The sequence below is a fragment of the Sphingomonas sp. genome (genome assembly GCF_017304615.1).
GTDB lineage: Bacteria > Pseudomonadota > Alphaproteobacteria > Sphingomonadales > Sphingomonadaceae > Sphingomonas.
The window spans coordinates 413,189-438,574 of the sequence record NZ_JAFKLZ010000003.1 but is presented as its reverse complement, the minus strand read 5'-3'; the positions used below and the strand labels follow the sequence as shown (position 1 = coordinate 438,574).

The following is a 25,386-nucleotide window of genomic DNA, read 5'->3' as shown; positions in this document are numbered from 1 at the left end:
GCTTTACAACCCTAAGGCCTTCATCACTCACGCGGCATTGCTGGATCAGGCTTTCGCCCATTGTCCAATATTCCCCACTGCTGCCTCCCGTAGGAGTCTGGGCCGTGTCTCAGTCCCAGTGTGGCTGATCATCCTCTCAGACCAGCTAAGGATCGTCGCCTTGGTGAGCTTTTACCTCACCAACTAGCTAATCCTACGCGGGCTCATCCCTGGGCGATAAATCTTTGGTCTTACGACATCATTCGGTATTAGCAGTCATTTCTAACTGTTATTCCGAACCCAAGGGCAGATTCCCACGCGTTACGCACCCGTGCGCCACTAAGCCCGAAGGCTTCGTTCGACTTGCATGTGTTAGGCATGCCGCCAGCGTTCATTCTGAGCCATGATCAAACTCTCAAGTTTATGTTCCATCCCAGCGCCGGTGGAATAACCGACGTCAGAACAGGCATTTCAAGGAGCCGGTCTGCACAAAAACGAACACATGTCCGACCGAAGCCGGACAGGCGTTCATATTCCAATTACGTATGGATACGTGAAAAGGACTTGTGAGATCGGCTTGGCTTTTACCGAGCGTCGACGCCTTGAAAACGTCGAACCCGGGGCCGCCGCCCACATGTCCCTTCATCTTGAACTAACAATGTCAAAGAGCGCAAAAGACCGACGCCTTGGCTTACCCTCTTTTTGGAGGGCGACCACTGCGCCGAGATTTTGGTGACCGTAGCAGGCAGACCGTGTGGCCCGTCGCTGCGGTGGAGCTCATCTATGCGGGGCGACCCGGGCCGTCAACGCCTTTTTGCATTTTTATTTCAAACAGCCGCAAAAACCGCGGAAATCCGCGGTTTACGCGATGGTAGCAGGTTGCGGCGTATAGGCTCGGCACGATGGATACCGCCGCAACCCCCTCGAATCAGGGCGCAGAATCACTGACGTCCAAGGTCCGGAGCGCCGTAATCTGGCGCTCGGGTAGCCAGATTCTCGCGCAAATGGTGCAATGGGCGGCCACATTCCTCGTGATTCGGATTCTGTCGCCAGCCGATTACGGGCTGTTCGCGATGACCGGCGTGATTCTGGTCTTCCTCAACATGCTCAACGGCTACGGCCTGGCGAGTGGGCTGATCCAGCAGAAGGAGATCACCCGGCATCAGGTGCGGCAATTGTTCGGCATGCTGATCGCGCTCAACGTCACCCTGGGCGCGGCGCAGCTCCTGCTCGCGCCCGTCGCCGCGGCCTATTACCGCCACCCGGAAGTCGCGAATCTGCTGCGCGTCCAGGCGCTGCTCTATCTGACCACCCCTTTCATTGCGCTCCCCTACGCCTTGCTCAGCCGCGAGATGGATTTTTCGAAGCAGGCGCGAATCAACATCCTCGCCTCGATCGCCAGCGCCAGCGCGGCGTTGGGCGGCGCGCTCGCGGGTTGGGGGGTGTGGACCCTGGTGTTCGCGCCGATGGTGCTGTTCACCGTCCGCGCGGTCGGCATGACGATCGCCGCGCGGTCGCTTGTCTGGCCGAGCTTCGACTTTCGCGGCGCCGGCACGCTCGCGCGCTATGGCGGGGTGATGGCGGCGGGGCAGCTGTTCTGGTTCCTGCAGAGCCAGTGCGACGTTTTCATCGCCGGCCGCCATTTTTCCGCGCACGAACTCGGCATCTACACGACGAGCCTGTTCCTCACACAGATCTTCGTGTCGAAGTTCGTGCCGCCGCTCAACGAAGTCGCCTTCTCCGCCTATGCCCGCATCCAGCATGACGACGAAGCGGTCGCCCGCGCGTTCGTGCGCGCGACGCGAATCATCATGGTCGCCGCCCTGCCTTTCTATCTCGGCCTCGCCGCGACCGCCGAGCCGCTCGTCCTGACGATGCTCGGGCCGAAATGGGTGGAGGCCGCGCCGGTCGTCCACCTGCTCGCCTTCGCGATGCCGTTCATGACGATGCAGGTGCTGTTCTCCCCCGCATGCGACGCGCGCGGCAAGCCCAGCATCGGCATGAAGAACGGCGCTTTCGGCGCGTTCGTGCTGGCAGCGAGCTTCCTGGTCGGCGTGCAGTGGGGGGCGACGGGAATCGCGGCAGCGTGGATCGTGGCGTATCCAATCTATCTCGGCGTCAGCGCGTGGCGCTCGCTGCCGGTGATCGGTGCGCGGTTGCGCGACGTGGCTGCAGCGATCGCCCCGCCCCTGTTCGCTGCGATCGCGATGGCGCTGGTGGTGACGATCGTCGATCGCAGCCTGCCACCCCTGTCGCCCCTCCCCCGCCTCACGATCCTCGCGAGCATCGGCGCTGCGACCTACGGCCTGTGGCTCTTCACCTTCTCGCGCGACGTCATCCGCGAGATCGTCGAACTGATTCGACTGCGCCGCTAGGCGCTCTGGATATAGTCTCGCATCGCCTCGGCATCGGCCTCGATCCGATCGATGCGGTATTTGACCAGGTCGCCGATCGAGACGAACCCGACCAGCGCGCCGCCCTCGACCACCGGCAAGTGCCGGATTCGCCGCCGCGTCATCAGCGTCAGCGCGCCCAGCACCGCTTCGTCGCGCGCCACGGTGATCGCCGGCGCGGTCATTACCTCGCCGACTTGCCGGTCGAGCCCGGCTGCGCCCTGGTCCGCCAGGCAATGGATCACGTCGCGTTCCGAAAAGATTCCCGCGACCGCTCCGTCCTTCAGCACCGGCACCGCGCCGATCCGTCGCTCCGCGAGCAGCTTAACGGCGTCGGCGACCGTGGCGTCGGCGGCGATCGTCGTCACCTCCGCGCCCTTGCCCGACAGGATCGTTGCGATCGTCATGGCTCTCTCCTCACTTGCTTATGGGATTGAGGATTCCACTTTTCGCGCCAAATAGAAAGCATGGAGCAACCGTCCGGCCTCGATGACCCAGACTATGCCGCGTTCGCGTGGAAACGGTATCGCCGGATGCTGTTGTGGATGCTGCTCGCCGCGGCGATCGCGGTCGGCATCGCGCTGTATATACTCGACCAGATTTACGGCCCGCTGAGCTGGGTGGCGATCCTCGCCGCGATCGGCGGGTTCGGCGGCACGATCATGATGGCCGCCGCTTTGATGGGCCTGGCGTTCCTGAGTTCAGGGACGGGGCATGACGAGGATGTCGAGCGGTTCGATCGGTGAGTGGACCGAGCGGTCAGGTCAAACGTCCGCTATTGGGTGGTCAGCTGCCAGTAGGCAACATCGCTCGGACCGTGGCAAAACCAGCGTCACTCTCACCGGCCAGATCAATGGGCCTGCCATCGATCTCCGCGCTCCGCTCGTTCAAAAACTGGCGCGCGGCATTCCGGTCGTCGAACGCCTGAAATGCGAGCAAGGCAATCTGCGTCTGTCGCGCAAGGGCGCCTTCGCCCGGCCGATTGACGACCGATCGTCGGAACCGAAGACGGGTGACATTCTCGCTGCTTTGACCGGTCGCGAGGCGGGTGATGCCACTCATTCAGGCGACCAGACCAAACGGCGAAACAACTTGAAGGTCGTTCTGCAAGACGCGGATACGCTCCGCGTATTCGCGAGCCATGCCACGGTGCGATGAGCGCGCCGAAATGCAGGACGCGCCGTGTGCTCGCATAAGCGAAACTTGATGACGGTGAAGGAGGTAATTCAGATCCATTTTGCCCTCGCAAACTGTAAGCGAGAACATTCCGAACCCAGCCACCGGCGCTTACAAATAACCGTGCCGACGATGCACCGTAAGTAGGTGTGGTGAGCTCAAATTACAATGAAAGCAGATCAACGCGATTTCTCACAAGCGGCGCTCGTCGGCTAGACGAACGACCGCTCATGGGTCGCTAGCCGTCATATCCATCCGCCAAACGAAAAAGGGCGCCGGTTTCCCGACGCCCCCTTTTCTAACACATCAACCGACCGAATTTACTCCGCGGCGTCGACCTCGGCGCTCGGCGTGCGGCGCGGGCGGCCGCGGCGGGGCTTGGGGGCGGGTTCCTCGCCCTCGTCGCCGACGCTGATCCCGAGCGACGGTGGCAGCAAGGCCGCGTCGAAGGTCTCGCCCTCGTTCGCCGCGACCGGCTTGGCCTCGCGGCGCGGACGCAGGCCACGGCGCGGCGCGCGTTCTTCCTCGGCAGGCGCGGCCGCTTCGACGCGGTCGCCCTCGTCGCCGTCATTGGCGGCATAGCCGTTGCCGTTCGCGCGGTTGCCGCGATCCTCACGCGGTTCACGATTGCCACGGTCTTCGCGAGTTTCGCGGTCACCGCGATGGTTACGGTCCCGGTTACGATACTCGCGCTGACCGTCCTGCCCGCTATCATCGCGCGCCCGCTCACGACGCGGCTGTTCGGCGACGTCGGCGACGGCTTCGTTGCCCTCGTCCTCGAAGCCCTCATCCTCGTCGTCGAACGAGTCCTCGCGACCGCGACGCTGGTTCTGGCCCTGATTCTGCTCCTCGAAGCGGCTGCGGCTTTCGGCCAGGACGCGGAAATAGTGATCCGCGAACTGCAGATAATATTCGGCGTTTACGCGGTCGCCCTGGCGCTGCGCATCAGCGGCGAGGGTCTTGTATTTCTCGAGCAACTGGCTGGCATTGCCGCGCGCGCGGTTGTCGATCCGGTTACCCGAATTGGGGTTGCCGGCACCCTGGCGCTGTCCACCCCGGCCGCGACGGCGACCGGCCTGACGATTGTTATTGATCAAAGTCCTGTGGTCCTTGTGTCACAAACCAAACCCGGCCTTGCTCCCATACGGTGCAAACCAATGCATCCCGGAAGGATGCTGCCAACGCGCGCCTTCCGCGCCTGTCAGGACGCGAAGACCTGTCATGGCCACCGGACAAGCGGCCGAAGACGAAGGATTGGGCAATCTACCTATTCCAACGATGTCGTGGATGAGATCGTGTGCCCCTGCGCGCTCAATAGCGGCTACCGGGCGTTCTTCCAAGCGGAAATATGGGGTGCCGGTTGTCCCGCATCAAGGCGTGGCGACAAGGCAACGGTCGCGCCCCGCAAGGTCGTGGCGAAGGGCCACGTTCAGGCCTTCCGCTGACAGCAACGCGGTGACGGCCGCGGCCTGCGTCGCGCCGATCTCGATCGCCGCCATCCCCCCGGGCGCGATCAGTCGCGGGAGTTGCGCGGCGATGATGCCGTAGTCCTCGAGCCCGTCGCTCCCCGCAAATAAGGCGGCGGCGGGTTCGTGGTCACGGACTTCGGCCGGCAACGCTTCATCGGCCGCGATATAAGGCGGGTTGCACAGCACCAGGTCGAAGCGTTCCGCGATCCCGGAGGCCCAATCACCCCGGCGCAACAGGACGCGGTCCGCCATCCCGAGCGCCTCGGCATTCTTGTGCGCGTAGCTCAGCGCCTGTTCCGACCAATCCACCCCGACCCCGCGAGCTTCCGGCCACTCCGCCAGCGCCGCGAGCAGCAACGTCCCCGGTCCGGTGCCAAGGTCGATCACCATTGCGGGCGGGCGCCCGGTGAAATGCGCGACCGCCGCCTCGATCAGCGTTTCGCTATCGGGCCGAGGGATCAATACGCCGGGACCGACGGCAAGCGTGATACTCCAGAAATCGCGCCTGCCCGTGATGTAGGCGACCGGCTCATGCGCAAGACGTCGCTCGATCAGCGCGGCAAAGGTCGCGGGCGCCGGATCGTCCAGGTGACGCAACAGGAGTTGCTCGCGGCCAACGCCCAGCGCATGCGCCATCAACAGTTCGGCATCCAGGCGCGGCGTCTCCGAAAATCCCAGGCGCGTCGCGGCGGCGGCGAGCGCCTGCCGCACCGTCTCAACCCTCAAGGCTCGCCAGCCGCTCGGCCTCGTCCTCCGCGATCAGCGCGCCGATCAACTCGTCCATGTCGCCCTCCAGGATTTCGGGCAGGCGGTGGAGCGTCAGGTTGATGCGGTGGTCGGTCACGCGCCCCTGCGGGAAATTGTACGTCCGGATGCGTTCCGAGCGATCGCCCGACCCGACCATGGACTTGCGCGCGCCCGCCCGTTCGTTGTGCAGCCGCTCACGCTCCGCCTCGTACAGCCGCGTCCGCAACACCTTGAGCGCCTTGGCCTTGTTCTTGTGCTGCGACTTTTCATCCTGCTGGATCACCACCAGCCCCGAGGGAATGTGCACGATCCGCACCGCGCTGTCGGTGGTGTTGACCGACTGCCCGCCCGGCCCCGAAGAGCGGTAGATGTCGATGCGCAAATCCTTGGCTTCGTCGATCTGCACGTCGACTTCCTCGGCTTCGGGCATCACCGCGACGGTCGCGGCGGAGGTGTGGATGCGCCCGCCGCTTTCGGTCGCGGGCACGCGCTGGACGCGGTGCGCGCCGCTTTCGAACTTCAGCTTGGCGAACACGCCCTTGCCCTCGACCAAGGCGACGACTTCCTTATAGCCACCGACATCGGCGGCGGAGGCGGAGATCAATTCGACCCGCCAGCCCTGCGCCTCGGCATAGCGCTGATACATGCGGAACAGATCGCCCGCGAACAGTGCCGCCTCGTCGCCGCCCACCCCGGCGCGGATTTCGAGCATCGCCGCGCGTTCGTCGGCGGCATCGCGCGGGAGCAAGGCAAGCGCGAGGCCTCGCTCGGCCGCGGGGAGCTGCTCGCGGATCTCCTCGATTTCCTCGCGCGCCATCGCCTTCAGGTCACCGTCGGACGCGTCGTCCTCGGCCATGTGGCTGAGCGTCGCGAGTTCGGCGCGCAGCCGCCGCACCTCGCCCGCCGCCTTCGCGACCGGCTCGAGCTCGGCATATTCCTTCGACACCTGGACGAAACGCTCGCCCGACAGGTCACCAGTCGCCATCAGCGCGCCCAGCTCGTCCCGCCGCGCCTCGATCTGCGCGATCCGTTGGGGGGAGATCGAGGTCATTCTTTATGACCGAGCAGCAGGTCGCCGACATAGCTATCGCCGGGTTGAACGACATCGGTGTCCATCACCCACAGCAATGACAGCGGGACATTGCCAATCGAACCCAGAGACGCTTTCGCCTGCTTGCCCTCGACGAGGTTGCGGACCACGATCTTATTCTCTGTAAGCTCGTCATCACCGAGAATCAGAGCGTAGGTGGCACCGGCGTCGTTGGCCTTTGCCAGCCGCCGCTTCATGTTGCCCTTGAACGCCATATCCGTGCTGACGCCCGATCGACGGAGACTCGCGACCACGCCGATCGCGCGCACTTGGGCCGCATCGCCCATCGGAATCACGACAGCTTCGATCTGGCCGACCGCCGGCTCGTCCAGCAACATCGCCAGACGCTCGACCCCGGCCGCCCAGCCGACGCCTGGGGTGTGCGGCCCGCCGAGCGCTTCGATGAGGCCGTCATAACGCCCCCCCGCGAGCACGGTGCCCTGCGCGCCGAGCCGGTCGGTGACGAACTCGAACGCAGTGTGGCGGTAATAATCGAGCCCGCGCACCAGCCGCGCGTTGCGCGTCCATTTCACGCCCGCGGCATCCAGGCCCTTCGTCACCGCCTCGAAGAACGCGCCCGCCTCGCTCGTCAGGTGTGTGTCGATGTCGGGCGCCGCATCCGCGATCGGGCGATCACGCGGGTCCTTGCTGTCGAGGATGCGCATCGGGTTCTTGTTGAGCCGGACCAGGCTGTCCTCGCTCAGCTCGCCGCGATGCTTCTCGAAATGGCTGACCAGCGCCCCGCGCCAAGCGTCGCGCGTCTCCGCATCGCCCAGTGTGTTGAGCTGGAGCGTCACGCCATCCGCGATACCCAGTTCGTTGAGTAACTGGTCCGCAAACGCGAGGAGTTCGACGTCCGCCGCCGGTTCTGCCGCGCCGATCACCTCGGCGTCGATCTGGTGGAACTGGCGATAGCGTCCCTTTTGCGGGCGCTCGTATCGGAACACAGGCCCGCTCGTGACCAGCTTGAGCGGCGCATATTGCTGCCATCCCTCGGTCAGATACGCGCGGCAAATCCCCGCGGTGAATTCCGGCCGCAGCGTGATCGAATCGCCGCCACGATCCTCGAACGAATACATTTCCTTCGACACGACGTCGGTCGTCTCGCCGATCGAGCGCGCGAAGACCTGCGTGTCCTCGAACACCGGCAAGTCGACGCGCTGGAAGGCGTATAGCCGGCGCACCTTTTCGAACGCCTCGAGCACGCGCGCGAAGCGGCGCTGTTCGTCGCCGAAAATGTCCTGCGTTCCGCGGATTCTCTTGGGGGTTTCGATGCGCGCCATATTGGCGGCGCTCTCTAGTAGAGCATGCGGGCCTGCGCTAGCCTCTCGTCATGGCCATGAACCTGGGCAAGCGGATCGCCCCACCGCGCTTCCTGCTGTTCCTCGCGGTCCTGGTGATCGGCCTGATCGTCGCGATCCCGCCGCTCGGCTGGGGACGAGGCACGATGGCAGCGTTCGACGTCGCATCTGCCGTGTTCCTGATCGCGATCCTGCCACTGCTGCGCGGCGGCAACGCGAAGTCGATGCGCAAGGCCGCGCAGGACAACGACGCCAACCGCACCGGCCTGCTCGCGATCACCGGCGTCACGATGGTCGTCATCCTGGTGTCGGTCGCCAAGGAATTGCAGGCCAAGGATCAGCACGATCTTTGGTCGGTCGCTTTGGTCGTTGTGACCCTGATCCTCGCCTGGCTGTTCTCGAACATCATCTACGCGCTGCACTACGCGCATCTCTATTATTCGGATTGCGACGGCGACGGAAAGGATACCGGCGGCCTCGACATACCCGATTGCAAGGAGCCCGATTACTGGGACTTCATCTATTTCAGCTTCACGCTGGGCATGACGTTCCAGACCAGCGACATCGAAATCAATTCGCGCCGGATGCGGATGGTGACGCTCGGCCAATGTCTGGCGGCATTCGTCTTCAACCTGGGCATCCTCGCGTTCACCATCAACACCTTGGGCGGCGGCTGAGGGTGGACGCCGGTGTATCGCAGCCGTAGGACAGCGGGTCTGTCGCAACCCGCAAGAGGTTTCCTGCCCATGATCCGCCGCGCCGCGTTCGCTCTCCTTCTCGCCGCCACCGCCACCGTCGCCTATGGCCAGGCAAACAACTCGAAGCCGCAGCCGGTGCCTGTCGTCGACACGATCCCGGCGGCCGCAGACATGCCCTATCCGGGCACCATGACGATCGACATCGACGCGACCGACACCGCGCGCGGCATATACTCGATCAAGCAGACGATCCCCGTCGCCAAGACCGGCGATTTCGTGATCCTGTTCCCCAAATGGGTGCCGGGCGGCCACACGCCGCGCAACGAGATCGAGAAGATGGCGGGCCTGAAAGTCAGCGCCGGCGGCAGGGAGATTCCGTGGACGCGCGATCCGGTCGACGTCTACGCCTTCCACCTCAACATTCCGAAGGGCGTCAAGGCAATCGACGTCCGCTTCCAGTATCTGACCGCGACTCGCGCCGATCAGGGCCGCACCCTCGTCACCCCCAACATGATGAGTCTGCAGCCGATCGTGACCAGTTTCTATCCTGCGGGCTATTTCGTCCGGCAGATTCCGGTGAAGCTGACGGTGAAGTATCCGGAAGGCTGGAGCGCAGCGTCGGCTCTCAACGCCAAGGTAGCCGGATCGACCTACACCTACGAGCCGACCAACTACGAGATCCTGATCGATTCACCGATCGTCGCCGGGCGGTATTACAAGAAATGGGCGCTCAGCGATCGCGTCAACATGAACGTCTTCGCCGACAACCAGAAGGAATTGGACGCCGCGACGCCGGAGATGATCGCGGCCCACAAGCGCATGGTCGATCAGGCGGTGAAACTGTTCGGCGCGCAGCACTACGACCATTACGAATTCCTGGTCTCTATCTCGAACGAGCTGGGCGGGATCGGGCTGGAGCATCACCGGTCTACCGAAATCGGCACGCGGCTCGGCTATTTCACCGACTGGGCGACGAACCCGTCGGCGCGCAACGTCTTCCCGCACGAATACACGCACAGCTGGGACGGCAAGTTCCGCCGCGGCGCGGACTTGTGGACGCCCGATTACCGCTACCCGATGCGCGACAGCCTGCTCTGGGTCTATGAGGGCCAGACGCAATTCTGGGGCTATGTGCTCCAGGCGCGCAGCGGCCTCGTCAGCAAGCAGGACACGCTCGACCAGTACGCGATGATCGCCGCCAACCTCGACAACACGCCGGGGCGCAACTGGCGGCCGATGATCGACACCACCAACAGCCCGATCATGTCCAACCGCAAGCCGATGGGCTGGACCGACTATCAGCGCGGCGAGGAATATTACAACGAAGGCCTGCTGGTGTGGATGGAGGTCGATTCGATCCTGCGCGAGCAGTCGAAGGGGACCAAATCACTCGACGATTTCGCCAAGGCGTTCTTCGGGATCAACGACGGCGACTGGGGCGAAGTGACCTATACGTTCGACGATGTGGTCGCGACGCTCAACAGCATACAGCCCTATGACTGGCGCGGCCTGCTCACCAAGCGGCTGACCGAGACCGGCCAGCCGGCCCCGCTCGGCGGGTTCGAACGCAACGGCTACAAGCTCGTCTATACCGATCAACAGAGCCCCACCGGCCGCCAGGCCGAACGCTCGCGCCGAGTGGCCGATCTCAGTTATTCGCTGGGACTGACCGTGGGCGCCGACGGATCGCTGTCCTCGGTGCGCTGGGGCAGCCCCGCGTTCAACGCCGGATTGACGCTCGGCGACACGATCGTCGCGGTCAACGGCCTCGCCTATAACGACGACCGGCTACGCAACGCGGTGAGCGACGCGAAGGGTTCGACAGCGCCGATCGTGCTGCTGATCAAGGCCGGCGAGGAAGTGAAGAGCATCAGCATCGACTATCACGGGGGCTTGCGCTATCCGCACTTCGTCAAGACCGGCGCCGGAGAAACCGGGCTGGATCGGCTGCTGACCCCGCGCTGACGGGGCGGCCAGGAGAGGATGCCGCAAACATCCTTTTGAGGAAGAAACATGAATATCGACCTGATCCCGGTTGGCGACAACCCGCCGGAAAGCCTGAACGTCATCATCGAAGTGCCGACCGGCGGCGAACCGGTGAAGTATGAATTCGACAAGAAATCGGGCGCGTTATTCGTCGACCGCATCCTCCACACGCCGATGCGTTATCCGGCCAATTACGGCTTCGTGCCGCACACGCTGAGCCCGGACGGCGACCCGCTCGACGCGCTGGTGATCGCGCGCAGCCCGTTCGTTCCCGGCTGCGTGGTGCGCTCGCGGCCGATCGGGGTGCTCAACCTGGAAGACGAAGCGGGCGGCGACGAAAAGCTGATCTGCGTCCCCGTCGACACCACTTTCCCCTATTATTCGGACGTCGGCGAACGCCAGGACCTGCCCTCGATCGTGCTCCAGCAGATCGAGCATTTCTTCACCCACTATAAGGACCTGGAGGCGGAGAAATGGGTGCGCGTCGGCACCTGGGGCGACGCCGCCGACGCCCGGCGGATCGTATTGGAAGCGATCGAACGGGCGAAGGAGGCCAAGGCGGCATGACGGCGCGCGCCGCCTGACGAAGGCGATGGGACGAGTGGATTGCGCGAGCCGCGGTGCCGCGCGATGATACGCCATGCCGCCACACCTCTCCGTCGCCATTACCCCGGTTGTCGCGTTACTCCTCGCGCAGCCGGCGGGCGGCACCTATGAGTTGCGCCTAGAGCGCACCAGCGCCGAAAAGACTGCCGACGACAAGTCAACGAGTTCGTCGTTCGATCGCGATACGGTGCTGGAGCGCGTGGTTGCCGTGCGCGACGACGGTATCGAACTCGAATATGACAACCCCTCCGGATCGACCGACGACGACCGTGCGCGAAACTGGTTGTTGCCCTTCCGTGTGTTCCGTCCGCGCGCGGGGCCGACGCTGCTCCTCAACGCAGACGAACTCGCCTCTCGGGCCGATCCCTGGTTGAAGCGATTTAAGATGACGCGCGCGGCGTGCGGCCAATGGGGCTTTAGCTGGACGGCGTATAAGGTCGATTGCGACCCGCAATCGGCGCTGGCGATCGCCGAACGCTTCGACCTTTGGGGCGATGTCGGTGATGGTGTCCCGTATCGCTATCCGGGCACGCTGGCCGCGTCGCCGCTTCACCGCGTCGCGATAGGACCGGAAGGCTCCCGGTATACGGTGGACCTAGCGATCGACGCCGACGCCTATCGCCGGGAGCGCGCGGATGCCGATGTCGCCATCGGCACGATAATGCGGAAGCCTGTGACGCTGGCGGATGCCTTGCGACAGCGCGCAGCCATGACGGTGGTCGGCACGGTCAAGGTGGCGTTCGACACCGATGCCGCCGGCCGCGTCCGGCGCCGGACCGTAACCACCACGCTCGTGACCCGCGAACCGGGCGAGACCGAGCGGACCACGACTACGGTTGAAACGCTGGACCGCTTGCCCGCCCAAACGAAGTGATCAGCGTTTCTTCTTCGGCTTCTTCGCCGGCGCGCGCCGCCCCGCGTCCAGCCCGATCAGCCCCCAGCGGAGCAGTTCGTCGGGATCGTCATAGACATCGTCGGGCGCGCGGCGATAGTTCATCGACCCGCTCTTGCCGTTCATCTCGAAGGTGAAGCGCTCGCAGCCCGCGTCGTCCCACACCGCATCGCTTTCGGCGTCGGCCTTGAACCACAAGACGTCGTCATGACTGATGATCGCGAAGATCGTGCCGTCGACATACAGCGTCGCTCCGCCCATCATCGCGCGTTTGGTGACCGAGCCGATCGGCTCCATCGCTTCCGCCACCCAGTCGATCAGCCCCTGATCCGCCGCCATCAGCCGCGTCCGGCGAGTCTGGCCAGCGCGTCGCCGCTGACGCGTTGCACGGTCCACTCATCCATCGCCTCGGCGCCGATCGAGCGGTAAAAGCCGATCGCTGGCTCGTTCCAGTCGAGCACCCACCATTCGAACCGCGCGCAATCGCGGTCGAGGCAGATGCCCGCGAGATGCCGGAGCAGCGCCTTGCCCGCCCCCGATCCCCGCGCCTCCGGCGTGACATAGAGATCGTCGAGCCAGATCCCCTTACGCCCCGTCCAGGTCGAAAAGTTGTGGTAGAACACCGCGAATCCGACCGCCGCGCCGTCGACCTCCGCGATCAGCGCCTCGGCCATCGGTTTCTCGCCGAACAGCGCCTCGTGCATCATCGCCTCAGTGGTCACGACCGCATCCGGTTCGCGCTCGTAAGTTGCGAGCTCCTTCGCGAAATGCAGCACGGTCGCAGCATCGCCAGGCTTGGCGGGACGGATCGTCAGCGTCAAAACGCGGCCTCCACATTTTCGACGTCACGCTTGCGCGCGGCGACCAGGCAACCGGCGATAATCATCGCCGTCCCGGTCAGCGTATAGGGCGCGACCGGCTCATGAAAGACCACCCAGCCCCACAAGGCCGCCCAGATGAACCCGGTATATTCGGTCGGCGCCAGATAGTTCGCCTCGCCCCGCGCATAGGCCCAGGCAAGGATCAGCAGCGACACCGTCGCCAGCGCCGCCGCCAGTACGATCGCGGGGGCGTGCCGCATATCGGGCACCGCCGCAAAGAATGGCGCGAAACAGGCGAAGATCACGCCGACGATCACGCTCTGGAAGAACGCCACCTCGCTCGGTCCCGCGACTAGAGCCTGCTGCCGCATCAGCACGATGTTGTAGGCGTAGCACATCGCCGAGAGCAGCACCGCGATCGTGCCGCGAAACTGATCCGGCGACGGCGCGGTCGCGGCCTGGCCGAGCATGATGACGCCGACCCCGCCGAACGCGATCAGCGAGGCGATAACAGCGCGCGGCGGGATTCGCTCCTTGAGCACGAACGCCGCCCCGAACAGCGCCAGCAATGGGGCGATGAAGGCCAGCGCGATCGCCTGCGCCATCGGGATCTTGGCCAGCCCCCAGAAGAAGGTCACCGCCATCACCGCCGACACCGCGCCGCGGATCAAATGGACGCGCATTACCGGCCGCGACGGCCAGCCCTTGCGCGCCGGAAGATAGATCGCGCCGGTAAACACGATCCCCGCCATCGTGCGCCAGAACAGGGTGGTGAACGCGCCGATCTGGAGCGTCAGCACCTTCATCACGGCGTCCATCGACGAGAAGATCGCGATGCCGAGCACCGCGGCCGCGAAGACCAGAGCTTGGGACGGGGCGCGGCGGCTCATCCCGGCGCGATAGCGGGCGGCGATGCGCCCGTCACCCGCTCTCCTCCTTATGGAATCACAAGCTGGGCGAGTGGTCCGATGCCTGGACTATTTGAGGACCATCTTGTCGCCGACGATCGATATATCGACATGGCTGAGGTAGTTTTGGCCAAGCAGCGAGATGCCGAGCCCCTCGAGCACCAGCCCATGGATACCGCTGACTCGCTTGCCGTCGAGCACCACGTCGTTGAGGAACACTTGCTGTCCGCGCACCGCGCCGGACGCGCCACTCCCGACGACGTCGAACTGGCTGGGGTCGAACTTGACACCCGCGCGGCGGGCATCGTCCTGAGTCAAGGCGACGGTGGTCGCGCCGGTATCGACGACGAACTTGATCGGCTCGCCATTGACGTCGGCGACGGTGAAGAAGTGACCGTTATCCTCGCGTTCCAATACCGTCTCGCGCGGCTGATCGGCGGTCGCGACGGCGGCAAGCGCCGGTTGCGGCGCGGCCTTTGGCTTGGCGCCGGGCAGCAACAGGCCGACCAGGATGCCCATCATCGTGACGGCGAGGAGTGCGAATTTCATCGGCGCGCCGTAGCCGGCCACCACTTGCAGCCCGCTTTATCGGGATGCTTAACGCCCCGCTTACTGCTCGTCGTCGTGGCGCGTCAGCGTGCCCACGTCGAGTTCGTCGATTCGCAGCTTCTTGATCCGGGCGTCGCCGATCCACAGCCGCCCGACCGCGACCGCGCCGATCGCAACCGCGCCCGCCGCCAGCACACCCAGCGAGAAGAAGCCGACCGCCAGCGCACCGACGCTTTCGGCCCCCGTCGCCGCCGCGCCGGTCGCGACCGATTTGCGCTTGAGCGTCGGCAGGTCGGCTTTCACGCCGCCTGCGCCTGATCGCTCGCCTCGATCTCCGCCGCCTTGGCTTCGACCAGTTTAACGATGTGCTCGATCATGTCGGCGTCCTGGACATGGTGGTCGGTGACGCCCGACAGATAGACCATGTGCTTGCCATTGCCGCCGCCGGTGATGCCGATATCGGTCTCGCGCGCTTCGCCCGGCCCGTTGACCACGCAACCCAGCACCGAAAGCGACATCGGCGTGCGGATATGCTGGAGCCGTTCTTCCAGCGCCTGGACGGTGCGGATCACGTCGAAGCCCTGCCGCGCGCAGCTCGGGCACGACACGACGCGCACGCCACGATTGCGGATGCCGAGCGCCTTCAGGATCTCGAACCCGACGCGCACCTCGTCCTCGGGCTCGGCCGACAGCGAAACGCGGATCGTGTCGCCGATTCCGTACCAGAGCAGCGAGCCGATCCCGATCGACGACTTGACCGTCCCGCCGACGAACCCGCCCGCCTCGGTAATGCCCAGGTGCAGGGGGCAGTCGACCACTTCGGCGAGTTGCTGGTACGCGGCGACCGCGAGGAACAGGTCGCTCGCCTTCACCGCCACCTTGAATTCGTGGAAGTCGCGATCTTGCAGCAGCTTGATGTGATCAAGCGCGCTTTCGACCAACGCCTCCGGGCACGGCTCGCCATATTTTTCGAGCAGGTCTTTTTCCAGGCTCCCCGCATTGACCCCAATCCGGATCGCGCTGCCATTGGCCTTGGCGGCGTTGACCACTTCGTTCACGCGCTCCGCCGACCCGATATTGCCCGGATTGATGCGCAGGCACGCGGCGCCGGCATCCGCCGCCTCCAGCGCGCGCTTGTAGTGGAAATGGATGTCCGCGACGATCGGCACGCGCGCCGCGCGCACGATCTGACCGAGCGCGGCGGTGCTGTCGGTGTCGGGACACGACACGCGGATTATGTCGACGCCGGCATCCTCGCAACGGCGGATCTGGTCGATCGTCGCGCGGGGGTCGCTGGTTGGCGTGTTGGTCATCGTCTGCACGGTAACGGGCGCGCCACCGCCGACGGGGACGTTGCCGACCATGATCTGGCGGCTCTGACGGCGCGTGATGTCGCGCCAGGGACGGACTGACATAGCCGTGCCTATACGCCTGTCGCGCGTCACCGCCAAGGCAAGCGTCAACGATTTGGTGAGCCGCCCACGCTATTGATCCAGATCAGGATCATGATCAGCCCGACATCCTCCCGCCATTACGGCCTAGACTGGCTGCGCATCGGTGCGTTCGGGCTGCTGATCGTGTACCATGTCGCGATGGTCTTCTCGACCTGGGACTGGGTGATCAAGTCGCCGACGACCTATCCGCAGCTGATCGTTCCGCTCGCGTTGCTGACACCATGGCGGCTACCCCTGCTGTTCGGGGTGTCGGGCTATGCCAGCCGCAAGCTGTTCGACAAATCGGGCGCGCCGGGGCCGTTCGTCGCGTCGCGCAACCGGCGGCTGCTCATTCCCTGGGCGGTCGCGATGGTCGCGCTGATCCCGGCGGAGACGTGGGTGCGCGCGAAGATCGCCGGATATCCCGCCGGGCTGATCCACTATTGGCTGCGCGATTACTGGAACGTGACGCGGACCTATGGCCCGCCCTTTCCGAGTTGGGAACATCTCTGGTTCGTCGCTTATCTCTGGGCCTATACGATGGCGCTTGCCGGGCTGCTCGCGATGCGCAGGTGGAGCGCCGAGCGGTTCACGCTGGCGGGCAATTGGCTGGCGAAGGGAGCGCGGCTGGTCTGGGTACCGGTCGTCGCACTAGCTCTGGCTAAGCTTGCGGTGATGTTCGTGGTCCCCGAAAAACAGGGCCTGTTCACCGACTGGAACGCGCATTTTCTCTATTTCCCGATCTTCCTGTTCGGGTTCGCACTCGGAGGGAAGGGCACCGCACTATGGCCTGCGATCGCGCGGTCCCAACGCGTAGCGATCGTGCTAGCCATCGTATCAGGGCTGATTGTGACCTGGGTCGAACTCGATTATGCCGGGCGCCATATGCCGCCGCACGGCGTCATGATGCTCGATCGCGTGTCGCGCATCGCAATGGCGTGGAGCATGATCCTGATCCTGTTCCAGCTCGCCGATCGACATTTGAATCGCGATAATCGCTGGCGCGCGACGCTCGCGGAGGCGGTATTCCCGCTCTACATCGCGCACCATCCGGCGATCATTTTGCTGGCCTGGCTGACGCTGCCATGGGGCCTCGACCCGTTCGCCGAGTTCGTGTTGCTGCTCCTCGGCACATTCGGATTCTCCATCGGATTCTACGCGATCGGCCGCGAAGTCGCATGGCTGCGCCCGTTGGTCGGCTTAGCGCCGAGGCGGTCTCGGCCCGCGCCGGCCACCGCCATCCCGGCCTCGCAAGCCTAGCTATCCCACCCCGATCCATTACATGCCATGGCGATGGAACGGCATTACGGCATGGACTGGCTGCGCATCGGCGCGTTCGCGGTCCTGATTCTCTATCATACCGCAATGGTGTTCACGCCGTGGGGTTTCCACGTGAAGACCGCGCAGCCAGTGGACGGGCTGGCGGTGGCGATGTTGATCACCAATCCATGGCGGTTGATGCTGCTGTTCGTCGTCTCCGGCTATGCCAGCCGCGCGCTGTTCGCGAAGTCGGGCGGCGTCGGGCGATTCATGACCAGCCGCGCCAGCCGGTTACTGATCCCGCTGCTGTTCGGCGTCGTCGTGATGGTGCCGCCGCAAAGCTGGGTCGAACTGGTGACGCAGCACGGATATACGCGCGACTTCGGTTACTTCCTGCTCCACGATTATTTCGCTTTTGCCGCGATCGACGGCGTCGGACTGCCAACGTGGAACCATCTCTGGTTCGTCGGCTATCTGTTCACTTATACCGCCGCGCTGTCGCTGCTGCTTGTCTTGCCGCGCCCGGCAAGGCTTCAGGCGTGGTTCGACGCAGCGTTCGGTGGATGGCGCGCGCTGTTGATCCCGGCGGTCTATCTGGTCCTCAGCCAGGTCGTGTTCTTCCACCGCTGGAGCGACAGCCAGGATCTGATCCACGACGGCGTCGCGCATCTGGCTTATTTCCCCGCTTTCCTGTTCGGGTTCGGGCTTGCCCGGTCCAAGCCAGTGATGGCCGGGTTGGTGCGATGGTGGAAACCGGCGGCCGCGCTTGCGGTGGCGAGCTATGCGGTCGGCGCGGGGGTCGAACTTACCTATCCCGGCGACCTGTATCCACCGCAATGGCTCGGCGAAATCATGCTCGTCGCGCACCAGTTGCAAAGCTGGTCGGCGGTCGCGGCGCTGATCGGCCTCGCGGAACGCTATCTCAACCGCGATGCCGCCATCCGTCCCATGCTGACCGAAGCGGTGTTTCCCTTCTACCTGATCCATCAAACCGTGATCGTCCTTGGCGAATTCGCGCTGAAACCGCTCGGAATCGGCGCCGCGGCAGAGTTCGCGATCCTCGTCCCGGCGACGGTTGCCGGGTGCTGGGCCTTCTACCTGATCGGGCGCGAGATGAACTGGCTGCGTCCGCTGATCGGATTGCGGCGTCGCCCGGGCGGGGCTACCGCTCGCCGCCATGACCGACCCCTCCCCTCGCTGGTCGATAGTCGTGCACGGCGGCGCCGGCGCGATCGCCCGCAGCCAGACCTCGCCTGAAACCGACACTGCCTTACGCGCCGCACTGAACCGCGCGCTCGAGGCGGGGTCGGGGATATTGTCCCGCAGCGGCTCGTCACTCGACGCAGTCGAATCCGCTGTCCGCGTGCTGGAGGACGACCCCCACTTCAACGCCGGACGCGGCTCGGCCTTTACCTTCGAAGGCAAGACCGAACTCGACGCCGCGATCATGGATGGGAGCGACCTGCGCGCCGGTTCGGTAGCGGGCGTGACCGCAACCAGGAACCCGGTCACGCTCGCCCGCGCGGTGATGGAGAAGAGCGCGCACGTCCTGCTCGGCCGCGAGGGCGCGGACGCGTTCAGCCGCGAACACGGCATCGAGCAGGCTGACCCGGACTGGTTCGCGGTGCCCGAACGCCGCCGCCAGCTCGACGAATTGCTGGCGAATGGCGGCAAGTTCGACGTCGACATGAAATACGGCACGGTCGGCGCGGTCGCGCTTGACCAGGCGGGACATATCGCCGCCGCGACCTCGACCGGCGGCGTCACCGGCAAGCGTTGGGGCCGGATCGGCGATTCGCCGCTGATCGGCGCGGGCACCTATGCCGACGATCGCGGGGCGGCGGTCTCCTGCACCGGGGCGGGCGAATTCTTCATCCGCGAATCGGTCGCGTTCCAGATCAATGCGCGCGTGCGTTTCCTGGGCGAAAGCCTGCAACAGGCTGCCGACACCGTGATGGCCGAGGTGAAGGCGCTGGGCGGCACCGGCGGGGTGATCGTTACCGACGCGCAAGGCCACGCGGCGTGGAGCTTCAACACCGCCAGCCTCTATCGCGGCCGCGCCGGATCGGACGGCGATCGGATCGTCGCACTCTATGACGACGAGGATTGAGCGCCGCGTGACACGGGCGTAGGCGCGAGGCCATGAAGCGCCTCCTCCCCCTCCTCGCCGCGCTGACCGCGCTCGTCGTCGCATCGCCTGCCAGCGCCTATTGGGAATACGGGCATCAGACGATCGCGGAGATCGCCTGGGCCAATATCAAGCCAGTGACACGCACCCGCATTCTCGCGCTGCTGCGCCAGCAGAAACTGCTCGGCACGCCGCAATGCAAGGCGGGGACGATCGACGATGCCGCGGTGTGGGCGGACTGCATCAAGGGCATCAAGGACGCCGATGGCAAGCGCCCCTTCGATTACACCGGCCCCTGGCACTATCAGGACGTCAACATCTGCCAGCCGTTCGATTTGGTCGAACCCTGCAAGGACGGCAATTGCGTGTCGGCGCAGATCGTCCGCGACGCCAAGATCCTGGCCGACCGGCACGCGCCGACGGCTGATCGAGTCCGGGCGCTCGTGTTCCTGATCCACTTCGTCGGCGACCTGCACCAGCCGCTCCATGCGGGCGAAAAGGGCGACAAGGGCGGCAACGACGTGAAGGCCGATTACGGCACCTACACCGCCAGCCGGCTCAATCTGCATTCGATCTGGGACGGCTATCTCGCCGAACGCGCGATCTCGACCGGGCCAAGCCTGGTGCACCGCTATCCCGCCGCCGAGCGCGCACGTATCGCCGCGGGCAGCGTGACCGACTGGAGCCGCGAAAGCTGGCAAGTCGCGCGCGACGCGACCTACGCAACCGCGGTCGGCGGCGATCCATGCGGCCCGACGCCGACTCGGGCGAAGCTCGACAATGCGACGATCGAGCGGCTGGTCCCAACCGTGCGGCTGGAGGTGAAGCGCGGCGGGCTGCGGCTGGCTAAGATGCTCGACCGAGCGCTCGGCTGACACAAAGGTTAACGCGCTTGCCGTTAACCATGACGTCCGCTCTCATTGCCGGTTCCAGCACCCGAGTCGCGAGGAACTCCGGCCATGACCAATGCCGTCGTCTATCACCGCCCCGTCGCATCGTCGTTCGGCGAGCGGTTCGAAGCGACGATGACCAACCGACAGGTGGAGATCGGCTTCGGGTCGAAGCAGTTCCATTTCACCATGCGAAGCAGCCGTTTGCGCCGTTCGTCGCGCCCGATGGGGCATGCCGCCGAAGAGCGTGGCGGTTCGATGTGGTGGCGCGTGATGGGCCTTGTCGGCTGCGCATCGCTGGCGCTCGGCCTGTTGTTCGTTGCTGGCGGCATGCTGAAGGCATCTCCTCCAGCCGTCGACTATGCCGTGGTCATGCCGATCGACGCGAAAGCCATGCGGACCGCGCCGCGGGCCAAGGCGAAAGAACGGCAGATCGTCCGCACCAAAACAATCGCCACGCCAACACCTGCCCCGAATATCGTCGATGACTGGTCGGTCACTCCTGCGTCCGACGTTGAAGGGGTCGGCACGGGCATCGTCAGGCCGGACCCCGATGTCGCGACGCTCCCGACGATCAACGGCGAGCGCGCCGTGGCGGTCTATGGTCCGTCGCGCAGCGTCGACGGCAAGAGCTGCCGCGACGTCAGCGTGTTTGTGCGCGATATGGACGGCAAGGTGAGCGTTTCGCCGACGACCGAGTGCAAGACCGCGCGCTGATCGAGGCTATTCGTCGCCCCAGCGCCATTTCCAGCCGCCACGAGTATGTTGTGCGCTGACCAGGATCAGCGGCACGGTGGCGATCGCGAGGATCGCCACGAACACAGCGATATGGCGCGGCACAAACAGCGCCGCTGCCGCGATGCAGGCCGCGCTGTGGAGACCGATCGCCGCCCAGCCCTGCCACGCGATCGGCCTCCCGGCGCCGTAGCCGAAGCGTTTCGGCGCGAACCAGTCGTTCGGATCGCGCCGGGTCATTTTACGGCTCCCGCGATCGCATCCACCACGCCTGGCGCGATCGGCAGGGTGGGGTTGCCGTAACTGGCCCGGTTACTGGCGCGGTCATTAGCAGGCACGACCTTGAGGACGTGATTGACGCCGGGCAGCAAGACGATCCGCGCCTTGGGCTGCGCGGCCGCGATCACCTTTGCGTCCTCGTCGACCGATACCTGAAGGTCGTTGTCGCCCTGCACGATGATAATCGGGACGCGTGCCGAGGCAGCCAGCCTGGCCGGATCGAACCGGGCCAACTCCACCATATATTTCTGGACGGCCACGGGGAACATCATCGGCAGGGGCGGCGGCAGTGTCGCCGGATCGACCATCTTGCCCGCCTCGACCGCGTCGAGCATCGCCAGCGCCGCGGGCAGGATCGGCGCGTTCGCGGGATTGGCCTTGAACTGCGTACGCATCACCTGAACGATCGGACGGCCGGGGGCCGAAACCAGGATCACGCCACAGATTCCAGTCGCATCCTGCGCCGCCTGAAGCGCGACCAGCCCGCCTTCGCTATGGCCGACGATCCAGGCGCATTTGGCGCCTGCCCGCTTTGCGGCGAACTGTGCCCAGCCGCGTGCGTCGGCGGCGTACCCCTCGATTGTCGCCGCATTGGGATCGGCCACGGCCTTCGCGCTGCCGAACAAGCCACGCTTGTCGACACGGACGTTCGCGACGCCCCGCTCTGCCAGCGCCTCGGCGAGCAACTTGTAGGACTGCGCCTTGACCCCGAGCGGATTGTTGCCGTCGCGGTCGGTCGGCCCCGATCCGGGGATGATCACCACGACGGGTCCGCCGGACTTGCCTTCTGCAGGCTGATAGGTCCCGGCGAGCGGCCCCTGCGGCCCGGGAATTGTCACTTCTTCGCCCGCGGGCGCCGCCAACGCCATCATCATCGCCAGTCCAATCATTCCCGGTGACCTTCCTTCGGCGGCCGTCCGCGCTTGGCGCGCACCGGATCCGCCAGTTTTACCCCGCGCTTGGCCAGCGCCTCGCGCAACAGGCATTCGACCTGGGCATTGACGCTCCTAAGGTCGCTCGCCGCCGCCCGCTCGATCGCGGCGTAAAGGCCGGGATCGAGGCGCAGCGGGAACGCTTTCTTGGGAGGAGCCGCCACCGGATCGCCTACTGGTAGAGCGAACCCGTATTGACGACCGGCTGCGTATCGCGCTCGCCGCACAGCACCACCATCAGGTTGCTGACCATCGCCGCGCGACGCTCGTCGTCGAGTTCGACCACGCCTTTCTTGGATAGCTGGTCGAGCGCCATTTCGACCATTCCCACCGCGCCCTCGACCAACGTCTGACGCGCCGCGACCACGGCCTGCGCCTGTTGCCGGCGGAGCATCGCCCCAGCGATCTCCTGCGCGTAAGCCAGGTGCGTAAAGCCGCATTCGTCGACGGTGATCCCGGCCATCGCCAGTCGCGCGATCAGTTCCTGGCGAAGCTCGGCGCCGACCTGGTCGTGATTGCCGCGCAAGGTCACTTCCTGATGTTCGAAATCGTCATAGGGATAGCGCGACCCGATCGTGCGCACCGCCGCTTCGATCTGGACCATCACGAACGACTTGTAGTCATCGACGTCGAACAAGGCCTGCGCGGTGTCGGTGACGCGCCACACTACCTGCGCCGCGATCTCGATCGGGTTGCCGCGCAGGTCGTTGACCTTGATCTTGTCCGAAATGATGTTGTTGGCGCGAACCGACAACTTCTTCTTGCCGTACCACGGCACGATCCAGCGAAGGCCCGTGATGCGGTCGGTGCCCTTGTAGCTGCCGAACAACGTGATCGCCGCGGCCTGGTTGGGCTGGAGCATGTAAAAACCCGGCATGACGAACGCGAAGGTCAGCGCGCCAAGCAACAGTAGCGGCACGCCGACCGCCGCGTTGGGGTCGATCTGAGTCGCGCCGAACACCGCAACGACGATCGCGATCAGCATCACGAACAGCATCAGATAGCCGCTCGACGTCGATGCCGGCCGCTCCTGCGACAATGTCAGCGCGGCGTGGCGATCGATAGCGGACGAAGCAAGCGTGGCCATGGGGCCCTCCCGTTAATTATGATATCATATTTATATCGAAATAAGGCGAGTCGCAAGCGGAATCGAAAAGGGCGGCAGCGCCGTCGCGCCACCGCCCTCAACCATCTGACCTATCAAGTAATTATTGCAGCACGATCGTCACCGCGCGGCGGTTTTGCGCCCAGCTGGCTTCATCGGAGCCCAGAGCGATCGGGCGTTCCTTGCCGTAGCTGATCGTGGTGATCCGCGCCGGGTTGATGCCCTTCGCCGCGAGATAGTTCTTGGCGGCGTTGGCGCGGCGATCACCCAGCGCGAGATTGTATTCGCGCGTGCCGCGCTCGTCGGCATGGCCCTCGATCGTGATCCGGCGGTCGGACCATTTGAGCAACCACGTCGCTTGGGTGTCGAGGATCGAGCGCGAGGTCGCGTCGATATCGTACATGTCGAGCGCGAAGTGGATCGTGTCGCTCATCACCGAGCGCTGGAAGTCCTGCGCGCTGCCGGGAACGACGGTGTCGCCGGTATTGGCGCCGGCATTGGGATCGACCGGCATCTCGCCGGCGGTCGGTGGCAGGACCTTGGGCCGCTTGCTCGCGCATCCCGCGGTCGCCGCGAGCGCGGCGAGCAGGATCAGCTTCGTGGTGGTAGTGGCCATTGTCGGTTCCTCCTTCTTTGGCTTCATAAACATCAATCGCTGCGGATCGGTCCCCAGCTCGGGTCCGATCCGTCGAACGGGGTGGGCAGGCGGCGCTCATTGACCCCAGTCAGATCGACCGACCACAAATCCGCGACCCCCGATCCCCCCTCGGTCGAGCGGAAGAACATGATGACGCGACCGTTGGGCGCCCAGCTCGGCGCCTCGTCCTGCCAGCCGTCGGTCAGCATCTTCTCGCCGCCGCCGCTGGGCGACATGATCCCGACATGGAAGCCGCCGCCGATCTTGGTGAAGGCGATCAGGTCGCCGCGCGGGCTCCACGCCGGCGTCGCATAGCGGCCGTTCCCGAAGCTGATCCGCTGCTGGTTCGACCCGTCCGCGTTCATCACGTAGAGCTGCTGCGCGCCGGAGCGGTCGCTCTCGAACACGATCTTCGACCCGTCGGGCGAATAGCTGCCGCCGGTGTCGATCCCCGGCGACGTGGTCAGCCGCTGCCACTGCCCGCCGCCCGATGGAATGCGGTAGAGGTCGGTATTGCCGTTCTGCGCCATCGAAAACAGAATCCAGCGCCCATCCGGCGAAAAGCGCGGCGCGAACGCCAGGCTGACATCCGTCACAAGCTTGGTCTGACGGCCCGACGCGATGTCGTAGACATAGATCGTCGGCTTCTTGTCGAGATACGACAGATACGCGATCCGTGTCTGGTCACGCGACAGGGTCGGGGTCAGCACGATCGTCTGGCCGTTGGTCAGGAAGCGGCCGTTAAACCCGTCCTGATCCATCAGCGCGAGCCGCTTGACGCGCTTGCCCTTTGGCCCGGTCTCCGAAACATAGACGACGCGGCTGTCGAAATACGGTCCTTCGCCGGTCAGCCGCGTATAGACCATGTCGGCGCATTTGTGCGCGGCGCGGCGCCATTCGCCGAACGGCAGGACATAGCCTTGCCGCGCCAGCTCGCGCTGCTGCGCGGTGTCGTAGAGATAACAGCCGACCGTCAGCGTGCCGTTCCCGTTCGAGCGGACATAGCCCTGCACCAGCGCCGTCGCCCCCGCCGCGCTCCAGCCGGTATAGTTGGGCGAGGTCGCCTCCGCGAAGGGCACGTTGAGCAACTGTCCGGCGGGCAGCGGCTTGAACAGGCCCGAATTCTTGAGATCGCCGGTAATTACCTCGGCCAGCTGACGCCCAAGCGCGTCGGTCGGACCGGCCGGCGTCGAAACGACCTCGGAGGCCGGCATCGGCGGGATCGCGATCCCCATCGGCGCGGAAATGCCGCCCTCGACATCGACCACCAGCCCGCCGGGACTCGGCGTGGGCGTCGGGGCGGGAACGGTTTGGGCATAGGCAGCGGGCGCCAGCAAGGCCAGAGCTAGAAACGGAAGTCGGGTCATATCAA

Annotated in this window: 29 protein-coding genes and 1 rRNA gene; 12 read left to right on the top strand and 18 right to left on the bottom strand. The window is 65.1% G+C overall.

All coding sequences use genetic code 11. The features are described 5' to 3' along the window. A 16S ribosomal RNA gene (locus J0J06_RS14855) occupies positions 1-402 on the bottom strand; the annotation flags it as partial. A gap of 479 nt (positions 403-881) precedes the next feature. Here J0J06_RS14855 and J0J06_RS14850 point away from each other — a divergent pair. After that, entirely contained in the window at positions 882-2,354 is a 1,473-nt protein-coding gene (locus tag J0J06_RS14850; protein WP_294043354.1) for a lipopolysaccharide biosynthesis protein, read from the top strand. Here J0J06_RS14850 and J0J06_RS14845 read toward each other — a convergent pair. Continuing rightward, complete coding sequence (locus tag J0J06_RS14845) at positions 2,351-2,779, bottom strand: CBS domain-containing protein (protein ID WP_294043352.1); 429 nt, start codon at positions 2,777-2,779, stop codon at positions 2,351-2,353. The two genes, J0J06_RS14850 and J0J06_RS14845, sit on opposite strands and share 4 nt — an antisense overlap. Positions 2,780-2,839: 60 nt before the next feature. Here J0J06_RS14845 and J0J06_RS14840 point away from each other — a divergent pair, with 60 nt between their 5' ends. Both J0J06_RS14840 and J0J06_RS14835 read left to right on the top strand, forming a co-directional pair. Then, a complete protein-coding gene (locus J0J06_RS14840; RefSeq protein ID WP_294043350.1) occupies positions 2,840-3,118 on the top strand; it encodes a hypothetical protein in 279 nt (92 codons plus the stop codon). Continuing rightward, positions 3,087-3,530, top strand: a complete 444-nt coding sequence (locus J0J06_RS14835) for a hypothetical protein (RefSeq protein ID WP_294043348.1) — start codon at positions 3,087-3,089, stop codon at positions 3,528-3,530. Before J0J06_RS14840 ends, J0J06_RS14835 begins: the two co-directional genes overlap by 32 nt. Before the next feature lie 338 nt (positions 3,531-3,868). On the opposite strand, the gene J0J06_RS14830 is transcribed toward J0J06_RS14835, so the two are convergent. The 4 genes from J0J06_RS14830 to hisS all read right to left on the bottom strand — a co-directional run bounded on the left by J0J06_RS14830 (position 3,869) and on the right by hisS (position 8,137). Beyond that, positions 3,869-4,642 carry a DUF4167 domain-containing protein gene (locus J0J06_RS14830; protein WP_294043399.1) on the bottom strand — a complete coding sequence of 258 codons (774 nt, stop codon included), beginning with the start codon at positions 4,640-4,642 and terminating at the stop codon, positions 3,869-3,871. A 276-nt stretch (positions 4,643-4,918) separates the two neighbouring features. Further along, the gene (gene prmC / locus J0J06_RS14825) at positions 4,919-5,743 is read right to left on the bottom strand and encodes a peptide chain release factor N(5)-glutamine methyltransferase (protein ID WP_294043346.1); all 825 of its coding nucleotides are present in this window, start codon (positions 5,741-5,743) and stop codon (positions 4,919-4,921) included. Beyond that, the gene (gene prfA, locus J0J06_RS14820; RefSeq protein ID WP_294043344.1) at positions 5,733-6,815 is read right to left on the bottom strand and encodes a peptide chain release factor 1; all 1,083 of its coding nucleotides are present in this window, start codon (positions 6,813-6,815) and stop codon (positions 5,733-5,735) included. The genes prmC and prfA overlap by 11 nt, the downstream gene beginning before the upstream one ends. Beyond that, positions 6,812-8,137, bottom strand: a complete 1,326-nt coding sequence (gene hisS, locus J0J06_RS14815) for a histidine--tRNA ligase (protein WP_294043342.1) — start codon at positions 8,135-8,137, stop codon at positions 6,812-6,814. Before hisS ends, prfA begins: the two co-directional genes overlap by 4 nt. Positions 8,138-8,187: 50 nt before the next feature. On the opposite strand from hisS, the gene J0J06_RS14810 reads away from it, so the two are divergent. The 4 genes from J0J06_RS14810 (at position 8,188) to J0J06_RS14795 (ending at position 12,319) form a co-directional block, all read left to right on the top strand. Next, positions 8,188-8,832, top strand: a complete 645-nt coding sequence (locus tag J0J06_RS14810; RefSeq protein ID WP_294043340.1) for a DUF1345 domain-containing protein — start codon at positions 8,188-8,190, stop codon at positions 8,830-8,832. Positions 8,833-8,901: 69 nt separating this feature from the next. Continuing rightward, complete coding sequence (locus tag J0J06_RS14805; RefSeq protein ID WP_294043338.1) at positions 8,902-10,818, top strand: peptidase M61; 1,917 nt, start codon at positions 8,902-8,904, stop codon at positions 10,816-10,818. Positions 10,819-10,866: 48 nt separating this feature from the next. Beyond that, positions 10,867-11,406: an inorganic diphosphatase gene (gene ppa / locus J0J06_RS14800; protein WP_294043336.1), complete on the top strand. Its 540-nt coding sequence runs from the start codon at positions 10,867-10,869 to the stop codon at positions 11,404-11,406. A gap of 73 nt (positions 11,407-11,479) precedes the next feature. Continuing rightward, entirely contained in the window at positions 11,480-12,319 is an 840-nt protein-coding gene (locus J0J06_RS14795; protein WP_294043334.1) for a hypothetical protein, read from the top strand. On the opposite strand, the gene J0J06_RS14790 is transcribed toward J0J06_RS14795, so the two are convergent. The 6 genes from J0J06_RS14790 to ispG form a co-directional block, all read right to left on the bottom strand. Beyond that, positions 12,320-12,676, bottom strand: coding sequence for a TfoX/Sxy family protein (locus J0J06_RS14790; protein ID WP_294043332.1), 357 nt, complete (start codon positions 12,674-12,676; stop codon positions 12,320-12,322). Beyond that, positions 12,676-13,158, bottom strand: a complete 483-nt coding sequence (locus tag J0J06_RS14785) for a GNAT family N-acetyltransferase (RefSeq protein ID WP_294043330.1) — start codon at positions 13,156-13,158, stop codon at positions 12,676-12,678. The genes J0J06_RS14790 and J0J06_RS14785 overlap by 1 nt, the downstream gene beginning before the upstream one ends. Then, positions 13,155-14,048, bottom strand: coding sequence for a DMT family transporter (locus J0J06_RS14780; RefSeq protein WP_294043328.1), 894 nt, complete (start codon positions 14,046-14,048; stop codon positions 13,155-13,157). Before J0J06_RS14780 ends, J0J06_RS14785 begins: the two co-directional genes overlap by 4 nt. A gap of 87 nt (positions 14,049-14,135) precedes the next feature. Continuing rightward, entirely contained in the window at positions 14,136-14,615 is a 480-nt protein-coding gene (locus tag J0J06_RS14775) for a TIGR02281 family clan AA aspartic protease (RefSeq protein WP_294043326.1), read from the bottom strand. Between the two features lie 60 nt (positions 14,616-14,675). Continuing rightward, positions 14,676-14,918: a hypothetical protein gene (locus J0J06_RS14770; RefSeq protein ID WP_294043324.1), complete on the bottom strand. Its 243-nt coding sequence runs from the start codon at positions 14,916-14,918 to the stop codon at positions 14,676-14,678. Continuing rightward, positions 14,915-16,030, bottom strand: a complete 1,116-nt coding sequence (gene ispG / locus J0J06_RS14765) for a flavodoxin-dependent (E)-4-hydroxy-3-methylbut-2-enyl-diphosphate synthase (protein ID WP_294043322.1) — start codon at positions 16,028-16,030, stop codon at positions 14,915-14,917. Before ispG ends, J0J06_RS14770 begins: the two co-directional genes overlap by 4 nt. A 90-nt stretch (positions 16,031-16,120) precedes the next feature. On the opposite strand from ispG, the gene J0J06_RS14760 reads away from it, so the two are divergent. The 5 genes from J0J06_RS14760 (at position 16,121) to J0J06_RS14740 (ending at position 21,043) form a co-directional block, all read left to right on the top strand. Further along, a complete protein-coding gene (locus J0J06_RS14760; RefSeq protein ID WP_294043320.1) occupies positions 16,121-17,308 on the top strand; it encodes an acyltransferase family protein in 1,188 nt (395 codons plus the stop codon). A gap of 27 nt (positions 17,309-17,335) precedes the next feature. After that, entirely contained in the window at positions 17,336-18,565 is a 1,230-nt protein-coding gene (locus J0J06_RS14755) for an acyltransferase (protein WP_366931230.1), read from the top strand. Next, a complete protein-coding gene (locus J0J06_RS14750) occupies positions 18,486-19,418 on the top strand; it encodes an isoaspartyl peptidase/L-asparaginase family protein (protein WP_294043318.1) in 933 nt (310 codons plus the stop codon). Before J0J06_RS14755 ends, J0J06_RS14750 begins: the two co-directional genes overlap by 80 nt. Positions 19,419-19,450: 32 nt before the next feature. Beyond that, complete coding sequence (locus J0J06_RS14745) at positions 19,451-20,311, top strand: S1/P1 nuclease (RefSeq protein ID WP_294043316.1); 861 nt, start codon at positions 19,451-19,453, stop codon at positions 20,309-20,311. A gap of 84 nt (positions 20,312-20,395) precedes the next feature. Beyond that, positions 20,396-21,043 (top strand): hypothetical protein, encoded by a 648-nt coding sequence (locus tag J0J06_RS14740; RefSeq protein ID WP_294043314.1) that lies wholly within the window; start codon positions 20,396-20,398, stop codon positions 21,041-21,043. A 6-nt stretch (positions 21,044-21,049) separates the two neighbouring features. Here the strand turns inward: J0J06_RS14740 and J0J06_RS14735 are convergent, their stop codons facing one another. The 6 genes from J0J06_RS14735 to tolB form a co-directional block, all read right to left on the bottom strand. Beyond that, positions 21,050-21,301 carry a hypothetical protein gene (locus J0J06_RS14735; protein WP_294043312.1) on the bottom strand — a complete coding sequence of 84 codons (252 nt, stop codon included), beginning with the start codon at positions 21,299-21,301 and terminating at the stop codon, positions 21,050-21,052. Continuing rightward, a complete protein-coding gene (locus J0J06_RS14730; protein WP_294043310.1) occupies positions 21,298-22,230 on the bottom strand; it encodes an alpha/beta hydrolase in 933 nt (310 codons plus the stop codon). Before J0J06_RS14730 ends, J0J06_RS14735 begins: the two co-directional genes overlap by 4 nt. Next, a complete protein-coding gene (locus J0J06_RS14725) occupies positions 22,227-22,436 on the bottom strand; it encodes a toxin-antitoxin system HicB family antitoxin (protein WP_294043307.1) in 210 nt (69 codons plus the stop codon). The genes J0J06_RS14730 and J0J06_RS14725 overlap by 4 nt, the downstream gene beginning before the upstream one ends. Positions 22,437-22,444: 8 nt before the next feature. Further along, positions 22,445-23,359: an SPFH domain-containing protein gene (locus J0J06_RS14720; RefSeq protein WP_294043305.1), complete on the bottom strand. Its 915-nt coding sequence runs from the start codon at positions 23,357-23,359 to the stop codon at positions 22,445-22,447. Positions 23,360-23,480: 121 nt separating this feature from the next. Beyond that, positions 23,481-23,993, bottom strand: a complete 513-nt coding sequence (gene pal / locus J0J06_RS14715; RefSeq protein ID WP_294043303.1) for a peptidoglycan-associated lipoprotein Pal — start codon at positions 23,991-23,993, stop codon at positions 23,481-23,483. Between the two features lie 32 nt (positions 23,994-24,025). Then, on the bottom strand, positions 24,026-25,381 hold the full coding sequence (tolB, locus tag J0J06_RS14710) for a Tol-Pal system beta propeller repeat protein TolB (protein ID WP_294043300.1): 1,356 nt from the start codon (positions 25,379-25,381) through the stop codon (positions 24,026-24,028). Positions 25,382-25,386: the final 5 nt, after the last annotated feature.